At 56.3% G+C, this 16787-nt stretch carries 13 protein-coding genes; 10 read left to right on the plus strand and 3 right to left on the minus strand.

The genetic code is table 11. The features are described from left to right. Positions 1-132: 132 nt before the first annotated feature. The 3 genes from Q0835_RS15200 (at position 133) to Q0835_RS15210 (ending at position 5389) form a co-directional block, all read left to right on the plus strand. Entirely contained in the window at positions 133-3222 is a 3090-nt protein-coding gene (locus tag Q0835_RS15200) for a PAS-domain containing protein (RefSeq protein WP_298962592.1), read from the plus strand. Further along, positions 3219-3929, plus strand: a complete 711-nt coding sequence (locus Q0835_RS15205; protein WP_298962594.1) for a response regulator transcription factor — start codon at positions 3219-3221, stop codon at positions 3927-3929. The genes Q0835_RS15200 and Q0835_RS15205 overlap by 4 nt, the downstream gene beginning before the upstream one ends. Before the next feature lie 554 nt (positions 3930-4483). After that, a complete protein-coding gene (locus Q0835_RS15210; protein WP_363324504.1) occupies positions 4484-5389 on the plus strand; it encodes a DUF1402 family protein in 906 nt (301 codons plus the stop codon). 27 nt (positions 5390-5416) lie between these two features. Here the strand turns inward: Q0835_RS15210 and Q0835_RS15215 are convergent, their stop codons facing one another. Further along, entirely contained in the window at positions 5417-6055 is a 639-nt protein-coding gene (locus Q0835_RS15215; RefSeq protein ID WP_298813189.1) for an MBL fold metallo-hydrolase, read from the minus strand. A gap of 213 nt (positions 6056-6268) precedes the next feature. Here Q0835_RS15215 and Q0835_RS15220 point away from each other — a divergent pair, with 213 nt between their 5' ends. The 7 genes from Q0835_RS15220 to Q0835_RS15250 all read left to right on the plus strand — a co-directional run bounded on the left by Q0835_RS15220 (position 6269) and on the right by Q0835_RS15250 (position 11910). Beyond that, positions 6269-7366: a DUF1176 domain-containing protein gene (locus Q0835_RS15220; protein ID WP_298812399.1), complete on the plus strand. Its 1098-nt coding sequence runs from the start codon at positions 6269-6271 to the stop codon at positions 7364-7366. A gap of 214 nt (positions 7367-7580) precedes the next feature. Then, the gene (locus Q0835_RS15225; protein WP_298962601.1) at positions 7581-8462 is read left to right on the plus strand and encodes a cold-shock protein; all 882 of its coding nucleotides are present in this window, start codon (positions 7581-7583) and stop codon (positions 8460-8462) included. Positions 8463-8622: 160 nt separating this feature from the next. Next, entirely contained in the window at positions 8623-9147 is a 525-nt protein-coding gene (locus Q0835_RS15230) for a GNAT family N-acetyltransferase (RefSeq protein ID WP_298962604.1), read from the plus strand. After that, positions 9144-9992 carry a 23S rRNA (adenine(2030)-N(6))-methyltransferase RlmJ gene (gene rlmJ, locus Q0835_RS15235; RefSeq protein WP_298812405.1) on the plus strand — a complete coding sequence of 283 codons (849 nt, stop codon included), beginning with the start codon at positions 9144-9146 and terminating at the stop codon, positions 9990-9992. The genes Q0835_RS15230 and rlmJ overlap by 4 nt, the downstream gene beginning before the upstream one ends. 94 nt (positions 9993-10086) lie before the next feature. Further along, positions 10087-10533, plus strand: a complete 447-nt coding sequence (locus tag Q0835_RS15240) for a cytoplasmic protein (RefSeq protein WP_298812407.1) — start codon at positions 10087-10089, stop codon at positions 10531-10533. Between the two features lie 28 nt (positions 10534-10561). Beyond that, positions 10562-11215 carry a ribonuclease T gene (locus Q0835_RS15245; protein ID WP_298962607.1) on the plus strand — a complete coding sequence of 218 codons (654 nt, stop codon included), beginning with the start codon at positions 10562-10564 and terminating at the stop codon, positions 11213-11215. A 47-nt stretch (positions 11216-11262) separates the two neighbouring features. Continuing rightward, on the plus strand, positions 11263-11910 hold the full coding sequence (locus Q0835_RS15250; protein ID WP_298962610.1) for a glutathione S-transferase family protein: 648 nt from the start codon (positions 11263-11265) through the stop codon (positions 11908-11910). A 109-nt stretch (positions 11911-12019) separates the two neighbouring features. On the opposite strand, the gene Q0835_RS15255 is transcribed toward Q0835_RS15250, so the two are convergent. Both Q0835_RS15255 and Q0835_RS15260 read right to left on the minus strand, forming a co-directional pair. Next, on the minus strand, positions 12020-15199 hold the full coding sequence (locus Q0835_RS15255; RefSeq protein ID WP_298962613.1) for an efflux RND transporter permease subunit: 3180 nt from the start codon (positions 15197-15199) through the stop codon (positions 12020-12022). A gap of 43 nt (positions 15200-15242) precedes the next feature. After that, entirely contained in the window at positions 15243-16748 is a 1506-nt protein-coding gene (locus Q0835_RS15260) for an HlyD family efflux transporter periplasmic adaptor subunit (protein WP_298962616.1), read from the minus strand. Positions 16749-16787: the final 39 nt, after the last annotated feature.

The following is a 16787-nucleotide window of genomic DNA, read 5'->3' on the forward strand; positions in this document are numbered from 1 at the left end:
TCCGCCGCCTTTCTTGCTTTATCGGGGTTAAACCTATGCAAACAAAAACAATGTCCTAGAGTGATCCGAAGCTTCGAGCAGCACCATGACAGCTGCATCAAATGCCAGACGAAATCAAACGAGGTGCCGCACATGGCTGCAGACAGTTCAAGCGATATCGTTGAAAGTGAGCCTGTTTCGGATCTGGGGTCACACACACCTTCCATTGAGGAGACGGGCAGCGACCAGCCGTCGTCCAGCATTCTTTTGGACGGTTTCGAGGCCCTTTCAGAAGGTGCCGCGCTCTGGGACCACACCTGGCGTCTGATTTCCTCCAACGCAGTTTTTCGCGAACTCGTCTTTGAAAACGACACAAGACTGTTTTCGGTCCACAGAGGTTTCCAAGAGATTTTCGCAGACCTGGTCGATCATAATTGCTTCGACATCCTAGCCGACGCTGATCCAGGTCAGTTTGCCAATGATCTGCAAGAAAAAATGGCAAGCCATGGAAATGCCTACCTGCATCACCGAGACGGCCGTGTTTTGCGGGCAACCTCCAGTAAAACCAAGCAGGGCAATTTCCTGACCGAATTGCGGGAAGTTGCCCGACCTCACTCGCAGGACAAGATCGGCGAACATGTTTTGCTCGAAGCAATTGAGGCTTTCGGTGAAGGCTTTGTGCTTTATGACAGGGACCGGCGCTTGGTATACGCAAACAACCAGTATGCGAACATGCTTGGACCACATAAGGATGTCTTGAAGCCGGGCACTCCGATGACAGAAGTCATCCAGCGCGCTATGAGCGACGGCCACGTCACCATCATTCGAGGGCCAGCCGGCGGACCAAAGGAAATTTTCCGGACCCTCGACGAACTCGGCACCCTCAAAATCGACATTAAGGTAGCTGACGGCACGTACAGAGTTATCACGCTTACCCGCCTCAAGGGCGGAGGAGTCGTCGCAACCGTGCTCGACATCACTGAGCGTTTCAAAGCCGAACGTCTGTTTACGGACGTGGTCGCTCGCCTGCCGGTGGGGGTTGCCATTGAAAGCGCAGATGGTCGTTTCACACATTGCAATGAGGCCTTCGCGGCCCCTTTCCAACTAAGTGTCGACGAAATTCTCGCGCTGTCGGATGAGCAACGGATCGAAATCCTCGCCTGCCACATCGCCACCGTGAAGGGACAGCCAGTTGGAAACGATGCTGCTGCCGACTTCAGCAGGGCCGCTCAGGAACAGCGTCAAACGCTCGCGTCCATGGAAGTCAGTTTTAAAGACGGCCGCCACTTTTTTGTAGAACGGGCCGTCACTCAGGACGACGGCAGAGTGATCGTGGTTACCGACACGACTGCCTTGATTGAAGCGGAGGAGCTCAGTCTCTCTGTTCTAAATGATGCCATCCAGTCTCTGGATGAGGGCTTGGTGCTCTACGACGCAAACCTCAACTTCTCGATGGCAAACCGCGAATGGCACCGCATGTTTTTCAGCAACATTCCCGCACCCGAAATTGGCGAGAATGTCGTCTCAATAATGCGGCGGCTTTTCAATGCCGATGTGATGTGTATTCCAGAAGGCCTCGAAGAGGCTGCTTATGTGGAAGAGCTCGAAAACACCATCCGCACCTATGAGAAAAAGATAACCCTGAAACTCGCAAACGGAGCAACACTGCTTGCCTCGGCGCACAAGACCGAACTGAACGGCTATCTGGTCTCCTTTATGGATGTCACCGAGCAGCTTCGTGCGGAGGAAGAGCAACGCGAAGCCGACATGCTGCTGCGAAAGATTGTGGAAGCCTGTCCGGCGAATTTTCTGGTCTCACGGGTCGACGACGGGAAAATTATCTATTGTCCACCTGCATCCAGGGAACGCTTCGGCAGTATCGAGACGACACTCAGTTTCTTTATGAAGCCGGAAGATCGCGAGGCATACCTGGAGGCGCTTTTGCCGACAGGTCAGCTTGACGACTATCGCGTGCAATTCCGCAGAGCCGACGGTTCTATCATGGAAGGTCTGACAGCAGCCAGGGTCACCGACTACAAGGGCGAAGATGTCATCGTCTCCTCCACCCGGGATATTTCCGATCAACTTGCCATGCAGGCAGAGCTGGAGCGTCAACGCGAGCTAGTCCACCAAAACGAAAAACTCTCCGCACTCGGTGAACTTCTTGCAGGTGTCGCACATGAACTCAACAATCCGCTTTCTGTAATTTCTGGCTACGCCCAGATGCTTCAGGGCAAAATCTCCGACCCGGTTCAGGCGGGACGCGTCGACTTGATCTGCCAGTCCTCAGAACGGGCAACAAAAATCGTTCGAACGTTCTTGTCCATGGCGCGTCGCAGACCAGCGAGGGTGGAGCTCTGTTCCGTCAACGACGTGCTGGCGACCGTCCTCGAAGTCTCTAACTACGGACTAACGTCCAGCGGCACTATCCTTACCAGCACACTCGACAAAAGCGTGCCGCTGGTTTCTGGCGACTTCGATCAACTGACGCAGGTTTTCAGCAATCTCATCACGAACGCAAAGCAAGCCGTTCAACCTCTTGGACAAGCGGGCAAGCTTTCCGTTCGGACACGATTCGAGGGTGGGTCTCGGCGGGTGGTTGTTGACGTGGAGGACAATGGGCCGGGTATTCCATTGCATCTGCAAAAACGAATTTTCGAGCCCTTCTTCACGACCAAGGATGTCGGCAAGGGCACGGGCGTCGGCCTTGCATTCAGTCATCGCATCGTCGCCAACCATGACGGAAAACTTGTATTGAAATCAGCTCCGGGAAAAGGAACCCGTTTTTCCGTCAAATTGCCCGCTGCGGCGGACAAAGCGGAAATCATCAAGACGCGCGTCAATGAGGAAGTTGCTCCTGGAAATATCTCGGTTCTCATTGTTGATGACGATGTTGGCGTTGCTCAGCTTCTCTACGATATTCTGAATGAAGCAGGATACAACGCAACGAAGGGCGTCTCCCCAAGAGAGGCGCTACGAAAGGTAGAAGCTCAATCTTACGATGCCATCCTGTGCGATTACAAAATGCCTGGCATCAATGGCGCAGAATTCTTCTACGCGCTGGAAGTCATCGCACCGGAAGCAGCCCAACGGGTGGGTTTTGTCACAGGAGACACTTTGAGTGACAAAATTCAACGCTTTTTCAGCTCGACCGGATGTCCACATATCGAAAAGCCCATCGCAAAAGATGAGCTTCTTCTGCTGTTAAAACAGATTGTTGAACAAAGTGAGAAAACTGCATGAGCGAGGACTGTCACGAAATCATAATCTGTGATGACGAAGCGCCACTGAGAAGAATGTTGAGTGATCATCTGAGTGAGTGTGGCTATCTGATCCGGGAAGCTGAAGACGCTACGTCCTTGTTTGTTTTGATGAATGAGCGGGAACCGGATCTCGTGTTGCTCGATGTCAGAATGCCAGGAAAAGACGGCCAGACAGCTCTGCGGGAATTGAGAAAAACTTCTGTTGTGCCCGTTCTCATGCTGACGGCAGCGGGTGAATTGGTCGACAAGATTCTCGGCTTGGAATTTGGCGCAGATGACTATCTTGTAAAGCCGGTCGATCTTCGAGAGCTTCAAGCGCGGATCAAGGCGACGATCCGGCGAAATGAAATTGGCCAGGGAACGAGGGACAGGGCCAAAGCACCGGAAGGTGCGGTGCAATTCGGACCCAGTCGACTTGACGTTGATAGCGGTCGGCTCTTTGGGCCTGATGGCAATGAAGTTACCATTACAGCCATGGAGTTCCGTCTACTACGCGTATTTGCGGCCAACCGCGGACGGATACTCATTCGGGACCAACTGCTTGAACAGGCGCATGACAAGGCTTGGGAGCCCTTTGACAGATCCATCGACCTACGCATTTCCCGCATCCGGCGAAAAATCGAACCTAATCCGGATAAGCCGGAAATCATTCGAACCGTTCGAGGTGTCGGCTATATTTTCGACTGAAATGTCAACGAATGCAGATGATCCATCGAGGTGGCGACGGCCTATGTGGGCATGAATTCAGATCATCCCTCGTGACGAACCGAAAGAAAGAGAACTCATCGGCCGATCCAGCAATGGCCTCGACCAAGAACAGATTTTGGGACGAGTACGTCAATTCTTCAAAGAAGCGTGTTCGTAACTCACCTGTGATGCCATCTCTCCGGCGAGGTACACTAATATGGTTGATCACAGGATTCCGAAACCCTGTGATAGTCATCACTTCTTTGTTGATGTCCCCGACTTAGAAAAGCGTACCGCTTGCATCTTGTATGTGGCGGTGCTTTTTTCTGGGGGCAATCTGAAAAATGAGTTATTTACAGTCGCGCTCAGCGAACTATGTGAAACCGTTATGGTTCGAGGCGCTGCCGGGTTCTGTTCGGCGAAACATTAACAACAACGTCAATCGCAGAGCGATCACAATGTGCAGGAAGACCGGCCCGCTTAGGTTCTCATCCAGACTGGCGACAGGATGCCTTGCATTGGCGTTGCTAATCAACCCGGTGTCGACACACCTGATGCCGGTTACCGAAGCGCAGGCGCAGTCCGTGCGCGCGGTCCCTGAAGGCAACAGATACAAGTCCCAACCCAAGATCCCATTTGCTTCCTCCCGCCGCACCAATGCGTCCAAATCCAGCTACGATGCCAAGTTCAACAAGGTTTTGTCGGTTCTCAAGCGTGACCGCCGGCTGCTAGGCTCCATAAAGCGGGTGTCCAAGCGCTACGGTATAGACCCGATCCACCTCATCGGCGCGATTGTCGGCGAACACACCTACAATTACGACACACTCGACAGCGCTCAGTCATACTACGTCAAGGCGCTTGCCTATGCCGGCATCAGGTTCGAATTCGAATTGAATGGCGAGCATGTCGACACTTTTGTTGAACGTCCACAGTTTGAGCGCTGCAACAAAGACCACATTCAAAAGAGCAGCGACCGGCGCTGGTCCTGCTATGAGAATGTCTGGAACAGCAAGTTTCGTGGCCGCAGGGTTGATGGCGTTCGGTATCCGAAGAAGAACTTCAATGAAGCATTTTTTCAGCCGCTGTTCTCAGGTCAGAGTTTCGGACTGGGTCAATTGAGCCCGCTCACCGTCCTCAAGATGACCGACCGAGTTGCCCGTCAAAGCAATTATCGCAAGCTCGAGGCTTCCAAGCCGAAGGAAGTCTATAAGGCAACCATGGATCCGAATATCTCGCTCCACTACATGGCGGCGATCATTCAGGACGCGATTGCAGCTTATAAGTCCGTAGGCAAAGTCGACATCTCAAACAATCCGGGTCTGACGGCAACCCTCTACAATCTCGGCGACCCCTGGAGTCGAGCTGCCAAGTTCCGCAGAACCGGTAGATCCTGGCCCCGCGAGAACTATTATGGCTGGCTGGTCAACGATCGCATCGATGACCTTCGGGCTTTGCTCTGACAACCCGGTTTTGGGCAGCGTAGCCCTTTAGGTCAGAAACGGATTTGTTTCCCGTTCCTGTCCCAGTGTCGATGCCTGGCCGTGACCGGGCAAGAACGAGACATCATCACCAAGCGGCAGCAGTTTTTCCTGAATGGATTTGATCAAAGTCGCGTGATCGCCTCCAGGTAGATCGGTTCTGCCGATCGATCCTGCAAACAGTACGTCGCCGGAGATGGCAAACCGCAGTTCCTTGTCAAAGAAAACCAGGTGACCGGGCGAATGACCCGGACAATGCAGTACATCGAATGTTCGCCCGGCAATGTCGATCTGATCCCCCTCGACCATCCATCGATCCGGCATAACCGGTTTGACGCCATCCACACCGAATTGCACGGCCTGATCGGAGATCCTGTCGATCAGTGGCTGGTCGGCTTCGTGAGGGCCTTCAACGGGCACTTTCAACGCAGCAGCAAGATCGGCTGCGCCACCCACATGATCGATGTGGCCGTGAGTAAGCACAATTTTTTCGACGCTGACACCCTGCTTTTCAATTGCAGCCTGAATGCGCTCGACATCGCCACCAGGGTCCACCACAGCACCCTTCATTGTCGCCGGATCCCAGATCAGCGAGCAGTTCTGCTGAAACTGTGTAACGACGATTACCATGACCTGGATCGGCGGCATCTCGTCACCGTCCTGGCCGTCGGGTCCATTTTCTTCTTGCGACAAAACCGCCTCCTCTCGTGAAACCCAAGCTCCGGCATTATAACTAATACGGGACAACACAGGCCGTTATTAGGAATATGATCACAAGCGGCTTCACCTTGCCGCAAGCATTTCGTACAAGAAGACAAGACCGCTGAGAAGACGGCAGCCACAATCGGGTATCCGAACCATATGAAGCGAAGACTATTAACACTGCTGATAACAACGGCGGCAGCCCTTGTCCCCGCCTCGGCGGGAATGGCGCAGCCCGGCAGAACGCCCCCCAGCTTTGAAGGCTGGACCGTTGACTGCGGCAATACCGGTGTGTGTTTTGCGTCTTCCTTTACCAGGTCTCAGTCCGTCTGGGTGGATGTTCGGATCGTTCGCGATTGGCAGGCCGAGGCACAGCCATTGGTGCGTCTGACAACCAATACCGAGCTTCCTCAGGACGGAACATTGCAGTTTGAAGTTGATGGCGGCGTTATCGAGGCTCTGCCGATCGAGCAACTGCGCGAGATGCAAACCGCGGTGACCCCACCTGCGGGCTTCCGCCCGCTAGGCGGTGAAGGCTTCTGGTATCCGACAGGCCCTGCCACCGTGACCTTGCTGGAGGCCATGCGTTCCGGCCGCGAATTGAAAATTCAGTTACCCCCCGTGGGAGATGCAGAGCCGGTTGCCGTTCCAGTTCCCCTGCAAGGCCTGAAGGCAAGCTTGCTCTGGCTCGACAATCGGCAGGACCGTACCGGTACCGTTGCCGCAATCATCTCAAAGGGCGATGAACCCGCCAAGGACGCACCGCATGCTGTCCCTGTCGTCAGCGCGGATCAATTGCCGCCGGAAGTCGCCGCCGTTTGGTCTGCCAACAGGCTCTGCTCTGAAATTGACCCGACAATCTTCGCCAGCCTAAACGCCGTTCGTGTGCCTCTTGAAGACACGGCATCGCTTTACATCATTCCTTGCGGCGCACCCACCGCCATCAACAGTCCCTATGTTGCCGTCCTTTCCGGCAAGGACGGAGCCGCGCGCCAGGTACATGTTGCCCGCATGTCTGAAAAGGGGCCCATTGCGTCGGATCTGATTTACAATGCCAGGTGGATCCCGGCAGATCAGCAACTTGTGAGCTACTTTAAAGGCTCCGGTGTCGGCGAATGCGGGCTCTGGAATCGGTGGAGCTGGAATGGAACAGGGCTGGTACTGCTGGAAGAAGCGACACGAAAAACCTGCGACGGAACCCCCCCGGACTTGTCCAATTGGTCAAACACCTGGCCGGCCAAAAACGCCCCAAATTAGGCCGTGGACCAAGGAATTTCTTGCGATTTTGCCTCTCTCGCCCTTATTATGATGACGCAGCGGCTGGAGAGGGATGTGGCAGGTGTGTTTCAGCCCTATCCCAGAATGTTGAACAGACGTACCGGGTGCGTCTTGGCGAAGTGACTCGACTGTGAAGGCGGGTGAGATTGGGTGTGATGTGTCAGTGCGGCACAGAGATTAAGGTGATTTAGTAATGCACGATGGCGATTCGGACCGGCGGTCGCGTGGTCGACGCGGCGGCAAGCGCGAGTTTGGCGGTCCGCAAGACTTCGGCAGTGATTTTGGCGGAAGCGACTTCGGTGGCGACTATGGCGGCGGCCGCAGTGGAGGTTACCGGGGCGGACGCGACAATGATTCAGGTGGCGGCTACGGCCGCGACAACAGGGATGGCGGATATGGCGGCGGCCGCGGCGGATACGGCGGCGGCGACCGGGACGGTGGTTATGGCGGCGGAGGCCGAGGTGGCTACGGCGGCGGTGGCGGAGAACGCGAAGGCGGCGGTTACGGCGGCGGACGTGGCGGTTTCGGCGACCGTGACGGCGGCGGTGGTCGTGGTGGCTACGGCGGCGGCGGCGCTGGCGGTGGCCGCGGCGGATATGGCGGCGGCGGCGGCCGTGGTGGTTATGGCGGTGGCGGTGGCGGTCGCGAAGGCGGCGGTTACGGCGGTGGTGGTCGTGAGGGCGGCGGTTACGGCGGCGGCCGGGACGGCGGCTATGGCGGTGGTCGCGGCGGATACGGCAATCGCGAAGGTGGTGACGGCGACGGCTTCCGTCAACAGCGTCCTCGCAGGGACGACGCCCCTGTTGAACGCGGTCCACGCCAATCCGGTACGGTGAAGTTCTTCAAGACGGACAAGGGTTTCGGTTTCATCACACCTGATGAAGGCGACGCGGATGTGTTCGTCCATATTTCAGCTGTGGAGCGTTCCGGTATGGCCTCGCTGGACAGCGGGCAACGGATTTCCTTTGAAACCGAGCCCGACCGGCGCGGCAAGGGACCGAAAGCGGTGGACTTGCAGGTCGTGGAAGAAGACGGCGGTCCCTCGGAAGAAGACAGCACACCTGTCGAGGAGTAAGCCTCCAATCACGGTGTGACTGCACTGGTGAGAACGGTTTCTAGGGCGCAGCCTTGCTGCGCCCTTATCGTTTTCCAGCATCACGATGCGCGTCTTCAATGATTGCAGGTGTCACTCCTCGAAAGCGCACCCCTGGCAACTCATGTGACAAGAACCAAGAATGAACAATGAGAACAATACGGTCCGGGTTCGTCCATTTCTTCCCGGAGATCTGGCAACACTGCTGCCACTGAACAATGCTGCGGCGCCGGGTGTCAGCGCGCTGAGCGCAGAAGCGATGCTGGACCTGATCAACAGCGCATTGATCAATATCGTCGCGGAAATCGACAACGTGCCAGTCGGCCTGCTTTTATGCCTGGCGGATGGTGCTGACTACGGCAGCCCAAACTATATCTGGGTAAGCGAACGCTATTCCAATTTTGCTTATGTAGACCGCATCTTTGTTGACGAGACGCTGCGAGGCCGAAGAATCGGAGACGCGCTTTACGCGGAGCTCTTCCGCCACTTCGCCGGGACGGGCCGTTCGTTCCTGTGCGAAGTCAATGAACGCCCACCGAACCCCGGTTCCCTGAGGTTTCACGGGCGCCTCGGTTTTCAGGAAGTCGGGAAGGCAGATCACGGAGGCACTGCTGTTATCTACATGAAACGAGATCCGGAGCCTTCTCCCGGGGAAGGTGCTCAATGAACTACCGTCACGCCTATCACGCCGGAAACATCGGAGATGTGCTCAAACACATCGTTTTGACCAGGTTGATCGTCTATTTCCAGCGCAAGGACAAACCTTTCCGGGTTCTGGACACGCATGCCGGCATTGGCCAATACGACCTGAAATCTACAGAAACTCTCAAAACAGGCGAGTGGCAGCAAGGGATCGGGAAAGTTCTCGCTGCCGATGCTCCTGCTTCGGTCGCACCCCTTATCGCTCCCTGGCTCGACGTAATCCGCCACCTCAACCCAAGTGGTGACCTGACGGTCTATCCCGGGTCACCCAGCCTCACGCGGCAAATGTTGCGAAAGACTGACCGGCTAAGCCTGACCGAGCTGCATCCGGCCGATTTCAAAACACTTTCTGCGCACTTTGAAGGGGACTATCAGGTCAAGACCATTCACCTGGACGGCTGGATGGCCATGGGCAGTTTTCTTCCGCCAAAAGAAAAACGGGGCTTTGTGCTGGTCGACCCGGCATATGAAGAGACCGATGAATTCGATCGTATGACCCAAGCGGTTAGCAAGGCCTATCGGAAATGGGCCAGTGGGACCTATGCGCTCTGGTATCCAATGAAGGATGCAAAGGCGATCAACCGAATGCACGAAGCTTTTGAATTGTCCGGTATCAGGGATGTGCTCGCAATTGAACTGAATGTCGGGAAAAGTGGCCCTGATACCCGGATGCTCGGATCCGGAATGACTTTGATCAACCCGCCATTCACTCTTGCGGATGAAATGCGCACTGTGCTGCCGTGGCTGTGTGACATTCTGCATCAGGGGCCCGGCACAAGTTGGCAGGTCAATCAGTTGATCGCCGAATAATTGCACCGCAGGGCACTTTTGCTCCGATCGACGCTTGACGTTGAACGTCTGCTCGCCCATCGTCTCCACTCAGTTTGCCTTCGGAGTTATTGCCGTGCGTATTGCCCGTTCCGCCCGTTTGATCCTGTCCGTCCTGACCGCCTGTGCAAGCCTGGCCACGCCTGTGATTGCCGACGAACACCGCGCCTACTTTTCCTTTGGCGGTGAACCTCGCCTGCCGGATTGCACGGCTGGTTCCGTTCAAAGCGCAGTTGCCGGTTCCGTTGCAAAGGCACGGAAAGACTATTATGGCGGCCGCACCATTCTCAGCATCGAGGAAATCACGGAAGTGGCCTACCGGGCCAACGATGTCAGCCCTCTTGCACGCCGTTTCTGCCGCGGCAAGGCAAGCCTATCTGACGGCAGCTATCAGTCCGTCCATTACATGGTCGAAGAGCATGCCGGCTTCGTCGGCGTAAGCTGGAACGTGGAAGCTTGCCTCGCACCATTGGACAAATGGCGCGTCTACGGAGCATATTGCAGCACCGCGCGTCCACACTGACGCAAAATCCCGCGGCAAAGGACAATCCATGGCGCTGATCAGCCGCGCATTGAGCTTTTGTGCATGTCTGATGGCAGCGAGCCTACAGTCGGTCTCTTCGCTCGCCGATCAGCCGGGCGACTTCGACTTCTATGTCCTTGCGCTGTCCTGGTCGCCCACCTACTGCAAACAGGAAGGTGAAGACGCGAACCCTCATCAATGTGATGTCCGCAACCCCTTCCGTTTCGTCGTGCATGGCCTATGGCCTCAATACGAAAACGGTTATCCGTCCTCCTGCCCGGGCGTACGCCAAAGGATAGATCGGCAAATCGCTGTTGAAATGGAAGATATCATGCCCAGCCATGGGCTTGTTTTCCACCAGTGGCGCAAGCACGGCACATGCTCGGGTCTGGAGCCAGGGGACTATTTCGGCCTGACCCGTGAAGCCTATGAAAAAATCACTATTCCGGGCGCATTTGAGAAGCTGAACAAGCGCGGCAAGGCAGCACCGGCAACGGTTGAGAAGGCTTTCAGACTTGCCAACCCGGGCCTCAAGGAAGACGGCATGGCCGTCACCTGCTCAAGGGGCGAGTTTGAAGAAATCCGCATATGCCTGACCAAAGATCTCGCATTCAGGTCCTGCGCCGCTGTCGACCGCAGAGGTTGTCGCTCCGGTAACCTCTCTGTTCCGGCGCCGCGCTAACCGCACCCGAAAACGCGCCACCTGTCCAATTCTAAGGAAACATCGTCATGAAATTGCGTTCTTCACCGCCTTCACCGTTTGGCCGGAAGGTGAAACTGGCTGCGGCAATCCTAGGATTGAAGGACAGGATCGAGATGGAAGACGCGAACACCGCAGACCCATCCGACAGTCTTCGCAGCCAAAACCCGCTCGGCAAGATCCCGGCACTGATCCTGGACAATGGCGATGTTCTATATGACAGCGCCGTTATCGTGGAGTATCTGGACCATCTGGCTGGTGGCGGTAAACTGCTGCCCCAGGGCGATACCCGTTTCACCGTTCTTCGCGACCAGACACTGGCTGACGGCATTATGGATGCAGCCCTGCTCAGGGTTTATGAAAAGCGCTTCAAGGATCCAAAGTACCGGGATCCTGCCTGGGACGCCTATCAGGGGGCAAAGGTCGAGCGTGGCCTGGCGCATTTTGAAGCCAAAACGCCCCCTGCCCCATCTGCTGCAAACGATGTCACTGTAGCGTCCTTGACGCTCGCCTGCGCGCTTGGATATCTCGACATGCGCTTTAATGGCGATTGGCGGTCAAATTATCCGAACCTGGTTGCCTGGCTAAGCGCCTTTGAAAACGCTGTCCCCGCATTCGCTGATACGAAGCAACCCGCTTCGCCGGTTCCCGACAACGCTCCGGCCCTTCTGCAATAAAAGGCTGTCAGACTGGAAGCAAACCAGGTTCGGTGCCTGATGCAAATCGGCACAACGGACCGGAGGTCGGCGGGTAGATCGAACGCTGCCCACCAACGCACCGACGGAACTATGTTCCTCTGCCGGACAAAGGGCGCCGGCCCCGGATTTTCAAAAGCCGGCGCCCGCTTGAAACAGATTGTCCGAAATCGCTTTGCAACGCCAGAAGCGTGGGCACCAGCAGGATCACGAGGAAAAGGCCGACCCCAAGCCCATAAGCCAGGGTAATAACGGTCGGCTTCAGGAAGAGCGCCTGACGACTCGTTTCAAACAGCAGCGGCGCAAGTCCGAAAACGGTCGTTGCCGTCGTCAACACGACTGCCCGCAAACGATCGCAGACCCCTTGCACCAAAGCCTGACGGAACGGATGGTTTTTGGCGTATTCGTCGATTGTCGTGACAAGCACGATACTGTCGTTGATGATGATACCGGACATGCCGATGAAGCCGACCACGGAGAACATCGACAGCGGCAGTCCGTGCAGGTAGTGACCCCAGAGCATACCGATCGCACCGAACGGGATGATGATCATGATCATCAGCGGACGTGTCCAGCTTTCAAAAATCCAGCAAAGCGTCAGATAAATCCCTGCCAGGCAGAGCGCAAATCCCAGCATGGCATCCGACAGGAAGGACCGTTCCTGTTCCGCCAGACCGCTCATCTCGCTTTCAACATCGAAATCCGATGAGAGTTGCGGCAACAATTCGCTTTCCAGAATGCTTGTGACCCGCGCCGCTGCCTCCGGATCGTCTTCCGAAACATCGCCGGTCACCCTCAAAGTGCGAAGACCATCGCTGCGCCGGACAGACGCAAATCCGTAACTGCTCTCCACATTGACGATTTCACTGAGTGAGACATAAGTGCCCGAATTGGTGCGAATGCGAGTGCTGGAAAGAAACGATGCGTCGGTTTCGTCATCGGGCATCAGGACCTTGACCTTGGCAGTCCGGCGACCGACGGGGAATTCCGCAACTTCAATACCTTCCAGCCTGTTGCGAAGCATCTGAGCAACGTCATCGGTGGTGAAACCCAGTGCTTCCCCACGTGGCGTCAGCGTCAGGCTAAGTTCGGGCTTGTCATAGGCGAGCGTATCTTCAAGTGCACTCACCCCTTCCATCGGGGCAAGCGCCTGTTTCAGGAACTCAGCCGCCGCTTTGAGGTTTTCAGTGGAAGATCCATAAAGCTTGACGTCAATGGCGTCCCCGCCGGGTCCGGACCGCTCCCCGCGCAGGGCCAGGGTTTCAAGAAGCGGCGGCCGCCGGATTTCTTCACGCCAGTCTCCAATGAACTGAAACGCGGAGTATGGCCGCAGGTCCGGATCCAGAAGTTCGATGGAAATGCCACCGAGCTGGTCGACGTCCTTGGAATCGGCACCGCTCAAACCGCGCCCCGCAGTTCCTCCCACCGTCGAAAGTGCGAAGCTAACCGGCTCCGTACCATACTCCTCTTGATACCGCGTATTCACGACATCAAGTGCTCGCTCCAATTCAGCAATCATCGCTTTGGTGTCTTCGCGTTCCGACCCAGGCATCATGGCGATGCTTGCAGACACAACTGCCCTTTCCGGCGCGTTGAAGAAGCGCCACCTGACACTGCCATCGACAAACAGCGTCAGCGACAGCAACAGAACCATCACTGCAAAACCGATGACGGGGTAGCGAACCGTAATCAACCAATCGACAAACCGTCGGAACAGGTTCTCGCGAAACCAGACAAAGCCGCGGTTGAACAACCGGTTCGGCAGATCGTACCAATGAGTTTTTTTGCTCGCTGACAAGGCGTGGTTCATATGAGCAGGCAGGATCAGGAAGCTCTCGACGAGACTGGCAACCAGTACAACTGCGACGGTAAACGGGATGTCCGCAATCAGCGTCCCGAACCTGCCGCCGATCGCGATCAGTCCGACAAAAGCAATCAGGGTGGTGATTGACGCACTGAAGACCGGAGCAGTCATCCGGCGCGCTGCAAGACTGGCAGCTTCTACGGGCGGGTACCCGCGCCTGTGCAGGGAATCTGCGTGTTCACCAACCACGATCGCATCATCCACGACAATGCCGAGACAAATGATCAGCGCAAAGACAGAAACCATATTGAGCGTCAGGCCAAACGCATACATCAACCCGATAGTTGCCGCCATGGCAACCGGTATGCCAGCAGCGACCCAGAACGCCGTTCGCGAAGACAGGAAAAGAAACAGAAACGCAAGCACCAGCGACAAGCCGAAAGCACCGTTCTCGATCAGGATATTCATCCTGTCGATAATGTTTTGCGAACGGGTCCGGGTCAGTTGAACCTTGACGCCTTCCGGAAGGGTTTCCTGAAATTCTGCGGTGATCCGTTCAACATCCCGCTGAATGGAGATGGTGTCGCCCTGAGCGCTTCTGTCGACCCGCAGCACAGCTGCCGGCATGCCTTTGTGATAGTAGGCACGTCCGCTTTCCACGCCTTCCGTCACGATTTCCGCAACGGAACGCAGTTGCAGCTTTTCACCCTGAGAAGGTGCCTTGAGGACAATTTCGCCAAGGTCCTGCTCGCTTCGCCGCGTCTGGCCCGTCCGGAGCCGCGCACCGCCTCCGCTCACGTCACCTGCAGGCGTGGTTTCCATTTCCGCTTCAACGACATCGGCGATCTCGCGCAGGGTCATATCGTGGCGGACCAGCATGTCCTCGCCGACATTGACCCTGATAATCGGATTGGCCAGTCCCTGAATGGACACCCGCGTAACACCCTGGCGGAATAGGGTGGTCTGCAAGTCTTCCGCGAACCGGGCCAGCTGGTCGATATCCACCGGCCCGAAAATCACGACGTCTGTCACCCTGTCGCGATAAACCCCACGCGTGACCACCGGCTCCTCGATACCCTCAGGCAAGCTGGAACGGGCCTGGTCGACGGCGGCCTTAACATCGTCGGTCGCCTGCCCCATGTTCCAGTCGTCTTCGAATTCCAACTCGATGCTGACAGTACCTTCACGGGCAACGGACGTTGCCTCATCCACGCCATTGATGGCGAGAAGCTGAGGGCCGAGTATTTCCACGACGGATTGATCGAGATCTTCCGGCCCGGCACCAGGCCAGTTGATCTCCACGTCGACTTCTTCGCGTACAAAATCGGGAAAGAACTGGGTTCTGATCTGCGTACTGGCTGCTATTCCGGCCAAAAGCATGAGGAGCAGCAACAGGTTTGCTGCCGTCCGGTGGCGCACCATGTAATCCAGAAACGACGCAAATCTAGGTCCACCGGGTGAACGCATTTCAGATCACTCCACTCAAGTCATCAGCTCCGAAGCCACGCCTCTATCCGCTGCGCCCACGCCTTTGCTCCAACCGGTCGACAAGATCTTTTGGCACCATCGGTTTATTCAAAAGCGCCAACAGACGGGCCTTGCGGTTCTCCGGCATGTTGGAGTCGTTCAGCTGAGCAATCAGCGCTGCGCGCCGCTCCGGATCCAGGGCAACCAGATCTCCCGAGTTTCGCTCATCATTTGCCGGCGACGCATTGGCAACAGCAGGGCCTTCAGGCTGGTCTGTGCTGCCATCCGTGTCCCTCGGCGAGACCTTCAATCCGGTCCCCAATTGCGGAAGCCGCTCCGTTACGTACTTTTCGCCAAATGGAACATTTGCCAGCACAACATCCTCGCGCATGCGACGAAGGACCTTGGCCTGGATTTCTTCAATCCTGTCGCCCTCACCGATAATCAACAGTCTACCGTCTTCGGTCACCGCACCAGCCGGCACTACTGCGACAAGGTTCAGTTCTGGTTCCTGGATCTCGACTTTCACAAAATCGCCCGGACGCAGCACGGCGCCTGGTTCAATTTCAAGCGTTGCAAACAACGTCCGTCCGGCTTCCCCTTCCGCGACGACTGCCGCCGCGCGGTCGATATTGCCCGGAACGACGATTGAGCGCCCGCCGAGTTGCAACGTCACGGAGACAGGCGCTTTGATCAGCTTGCCGCGATCATCCAGAAGTCTGGCAAATTCGCTGGTGGAAAGGGAAAATTTCACTTCCAAAGCAGTTGGATCGATCAAAACAGCAAGGGTTTCCGACTGGCTGACTCGGCGCCCCAGGGTCGCGTCGACTTCCGACAAATAGCCATAGAAGGGCGCTGTGAGCGTCGTTTCATCCAGAACACGCTGCGCATCATTGAGCGCGATCTGAGCCCGCTTCACAGTCAAGTCCATGCGTTCGATACGTTTGCGCGCGGTAATAACGGACTGCAGACGGTTGCTCAGAGACTGTTCAAGAGAGGCAACACCCAGCTCTTCTGTCTCAACTTGAACGGCCGTCGAATAGCCCTTGTCCTTGAGTTGCTGTTGACGTTCCAGTGCCTGTCTGCGCAGTGCGAGCTGGCGGCGAGCTGCTTCCAGCTCCTGTTCAGCACCGACAATTGCTTCCTCGGCCTCGGCCTTCTGCGCCTCTGCGTCAGCCAGCGCGGCCTCTGCGTCCAGGAATAGAAATTCGGCATTTGCCGGATCAATCTTGAGAAGCAACTCACCTTCGGCGACAGCAGCGCCATCCCGGAACTTGCTCGCAACGTTTACCAGACGGCCTTCAGAACTTGCCCTGAGCTGCAGACTGCGCCAGCTTTCAACCTGGCCAAATGCAGTTGTCAACGGCGTGACGGTTTGTGGTGCAAGCTCACTTACATTGACGGAATAGGTGCGCTCTCGAGCAGGTCTCTGACGCGTGGTTTCTTCTGCCGTCAGGGCATCATAAAACTGATAGGCGCCGTATCCGGCAAACCCGACCATGATCGCCATCAATGCCAGACCCAATAGTCCGCGCATCAAAAACCGCATTCACCTCTCCACCAAAAACATCGCCCCTGCCATGATTGC

The sequence above is a fragment of the uncultured Roseibium sp. genome, from assembly GCF_947499295.1.
Classification (GTDB): Bacteria; Pseudomonadota; Alphaproteobacteria; order Rhizobiales; family Stappiaceae; genus Roseibium.

Bases quoted from the DNA above. Each gene is read 5' to 3' on its own strand.
- rlmJ (WP_298812405.1), top strand. From the start codon at position 9,144: ATGAACTACCGTCACGCCTATCACGCCGGAAACATCGGAGATGTGCTC.
- Q0835_RS15225 (WP_298962601.1), top strand. From the start codon at position 7,581: ATGCACGATGGCGATTCGGACCGGCGGTCGCGTGGTCGACGCGGCGGC.
- Q0835_RS15215 (WP_298813189.1), bottom strand. From the start codon at position 6,055: ATGCCGCCGATCCAGGTCATGGTAATCGTCGTTACACAGTTTCAGCAG.
- Q0835_RS15220 (WP_298812399.1), top strand. From the start codon at position 6,269: ATGAAGCGAAGACTATTAACACTGCTGATAACAACGGCGGCAGCCCTT.
- Q0835_RS15200 (WP_298962592.1), top strand. From the start codon at position 133: ATGGCTGCAGACAGTTCAAGCGATATCGTTGAAAGTGAGCCTGTTTCG.
- Q0835_RS15260 (WP_298962616.1), bottom strand. From the start codon at position 16,748: ATGCGGTTTTTGATGCGCGGACTATTGGGTCTGGCATTGATGGCGATC.
- Q0835_RS15230 (WP_298962604.1), top strand. From the start codon at position 8,623: ATGAACAATGAGAACAATACGGTCCGGGTTCGTCCATTTCTTCCCGGA.
- Q0835_RS15245 (WP_298962607.1), top strand. From the start codon at position 10,562: ATGGCGCTGATCAGCCGCGCATTGAGCTTTTGTGCATGTCTGATGGCA.
- Q0835_RS15210 (WP_363324504.1), top strand. From the start codon at position 4,484: ATGCCGGTTACCGAAGCGCAGGCGCAGTCCGTGCGCGCGGTCCCTGAA.
- Q0835_RS15205 (WP_298962594.1), top strand. From the start codon at position 3,219: ATGAGCGAGGACTGTCACGAAATCATAATCTGTGATGACGAAGCGCCA.
- Q0835_RS15255 (WP_298962613.1), bottom strand. From the start codon at position 15,199: ATGCGTTCACCCGGTGGACCTAGATTTGCGTCGTTTCTGGATTACATG.
- Q0835_RS15250 (WP_298962610.1), top strand. From the start codon at position 11,263: ATGAAATTGCGTTCTTCACCGCCTTCACCGTTTGGCCGGAAGGTGAAA.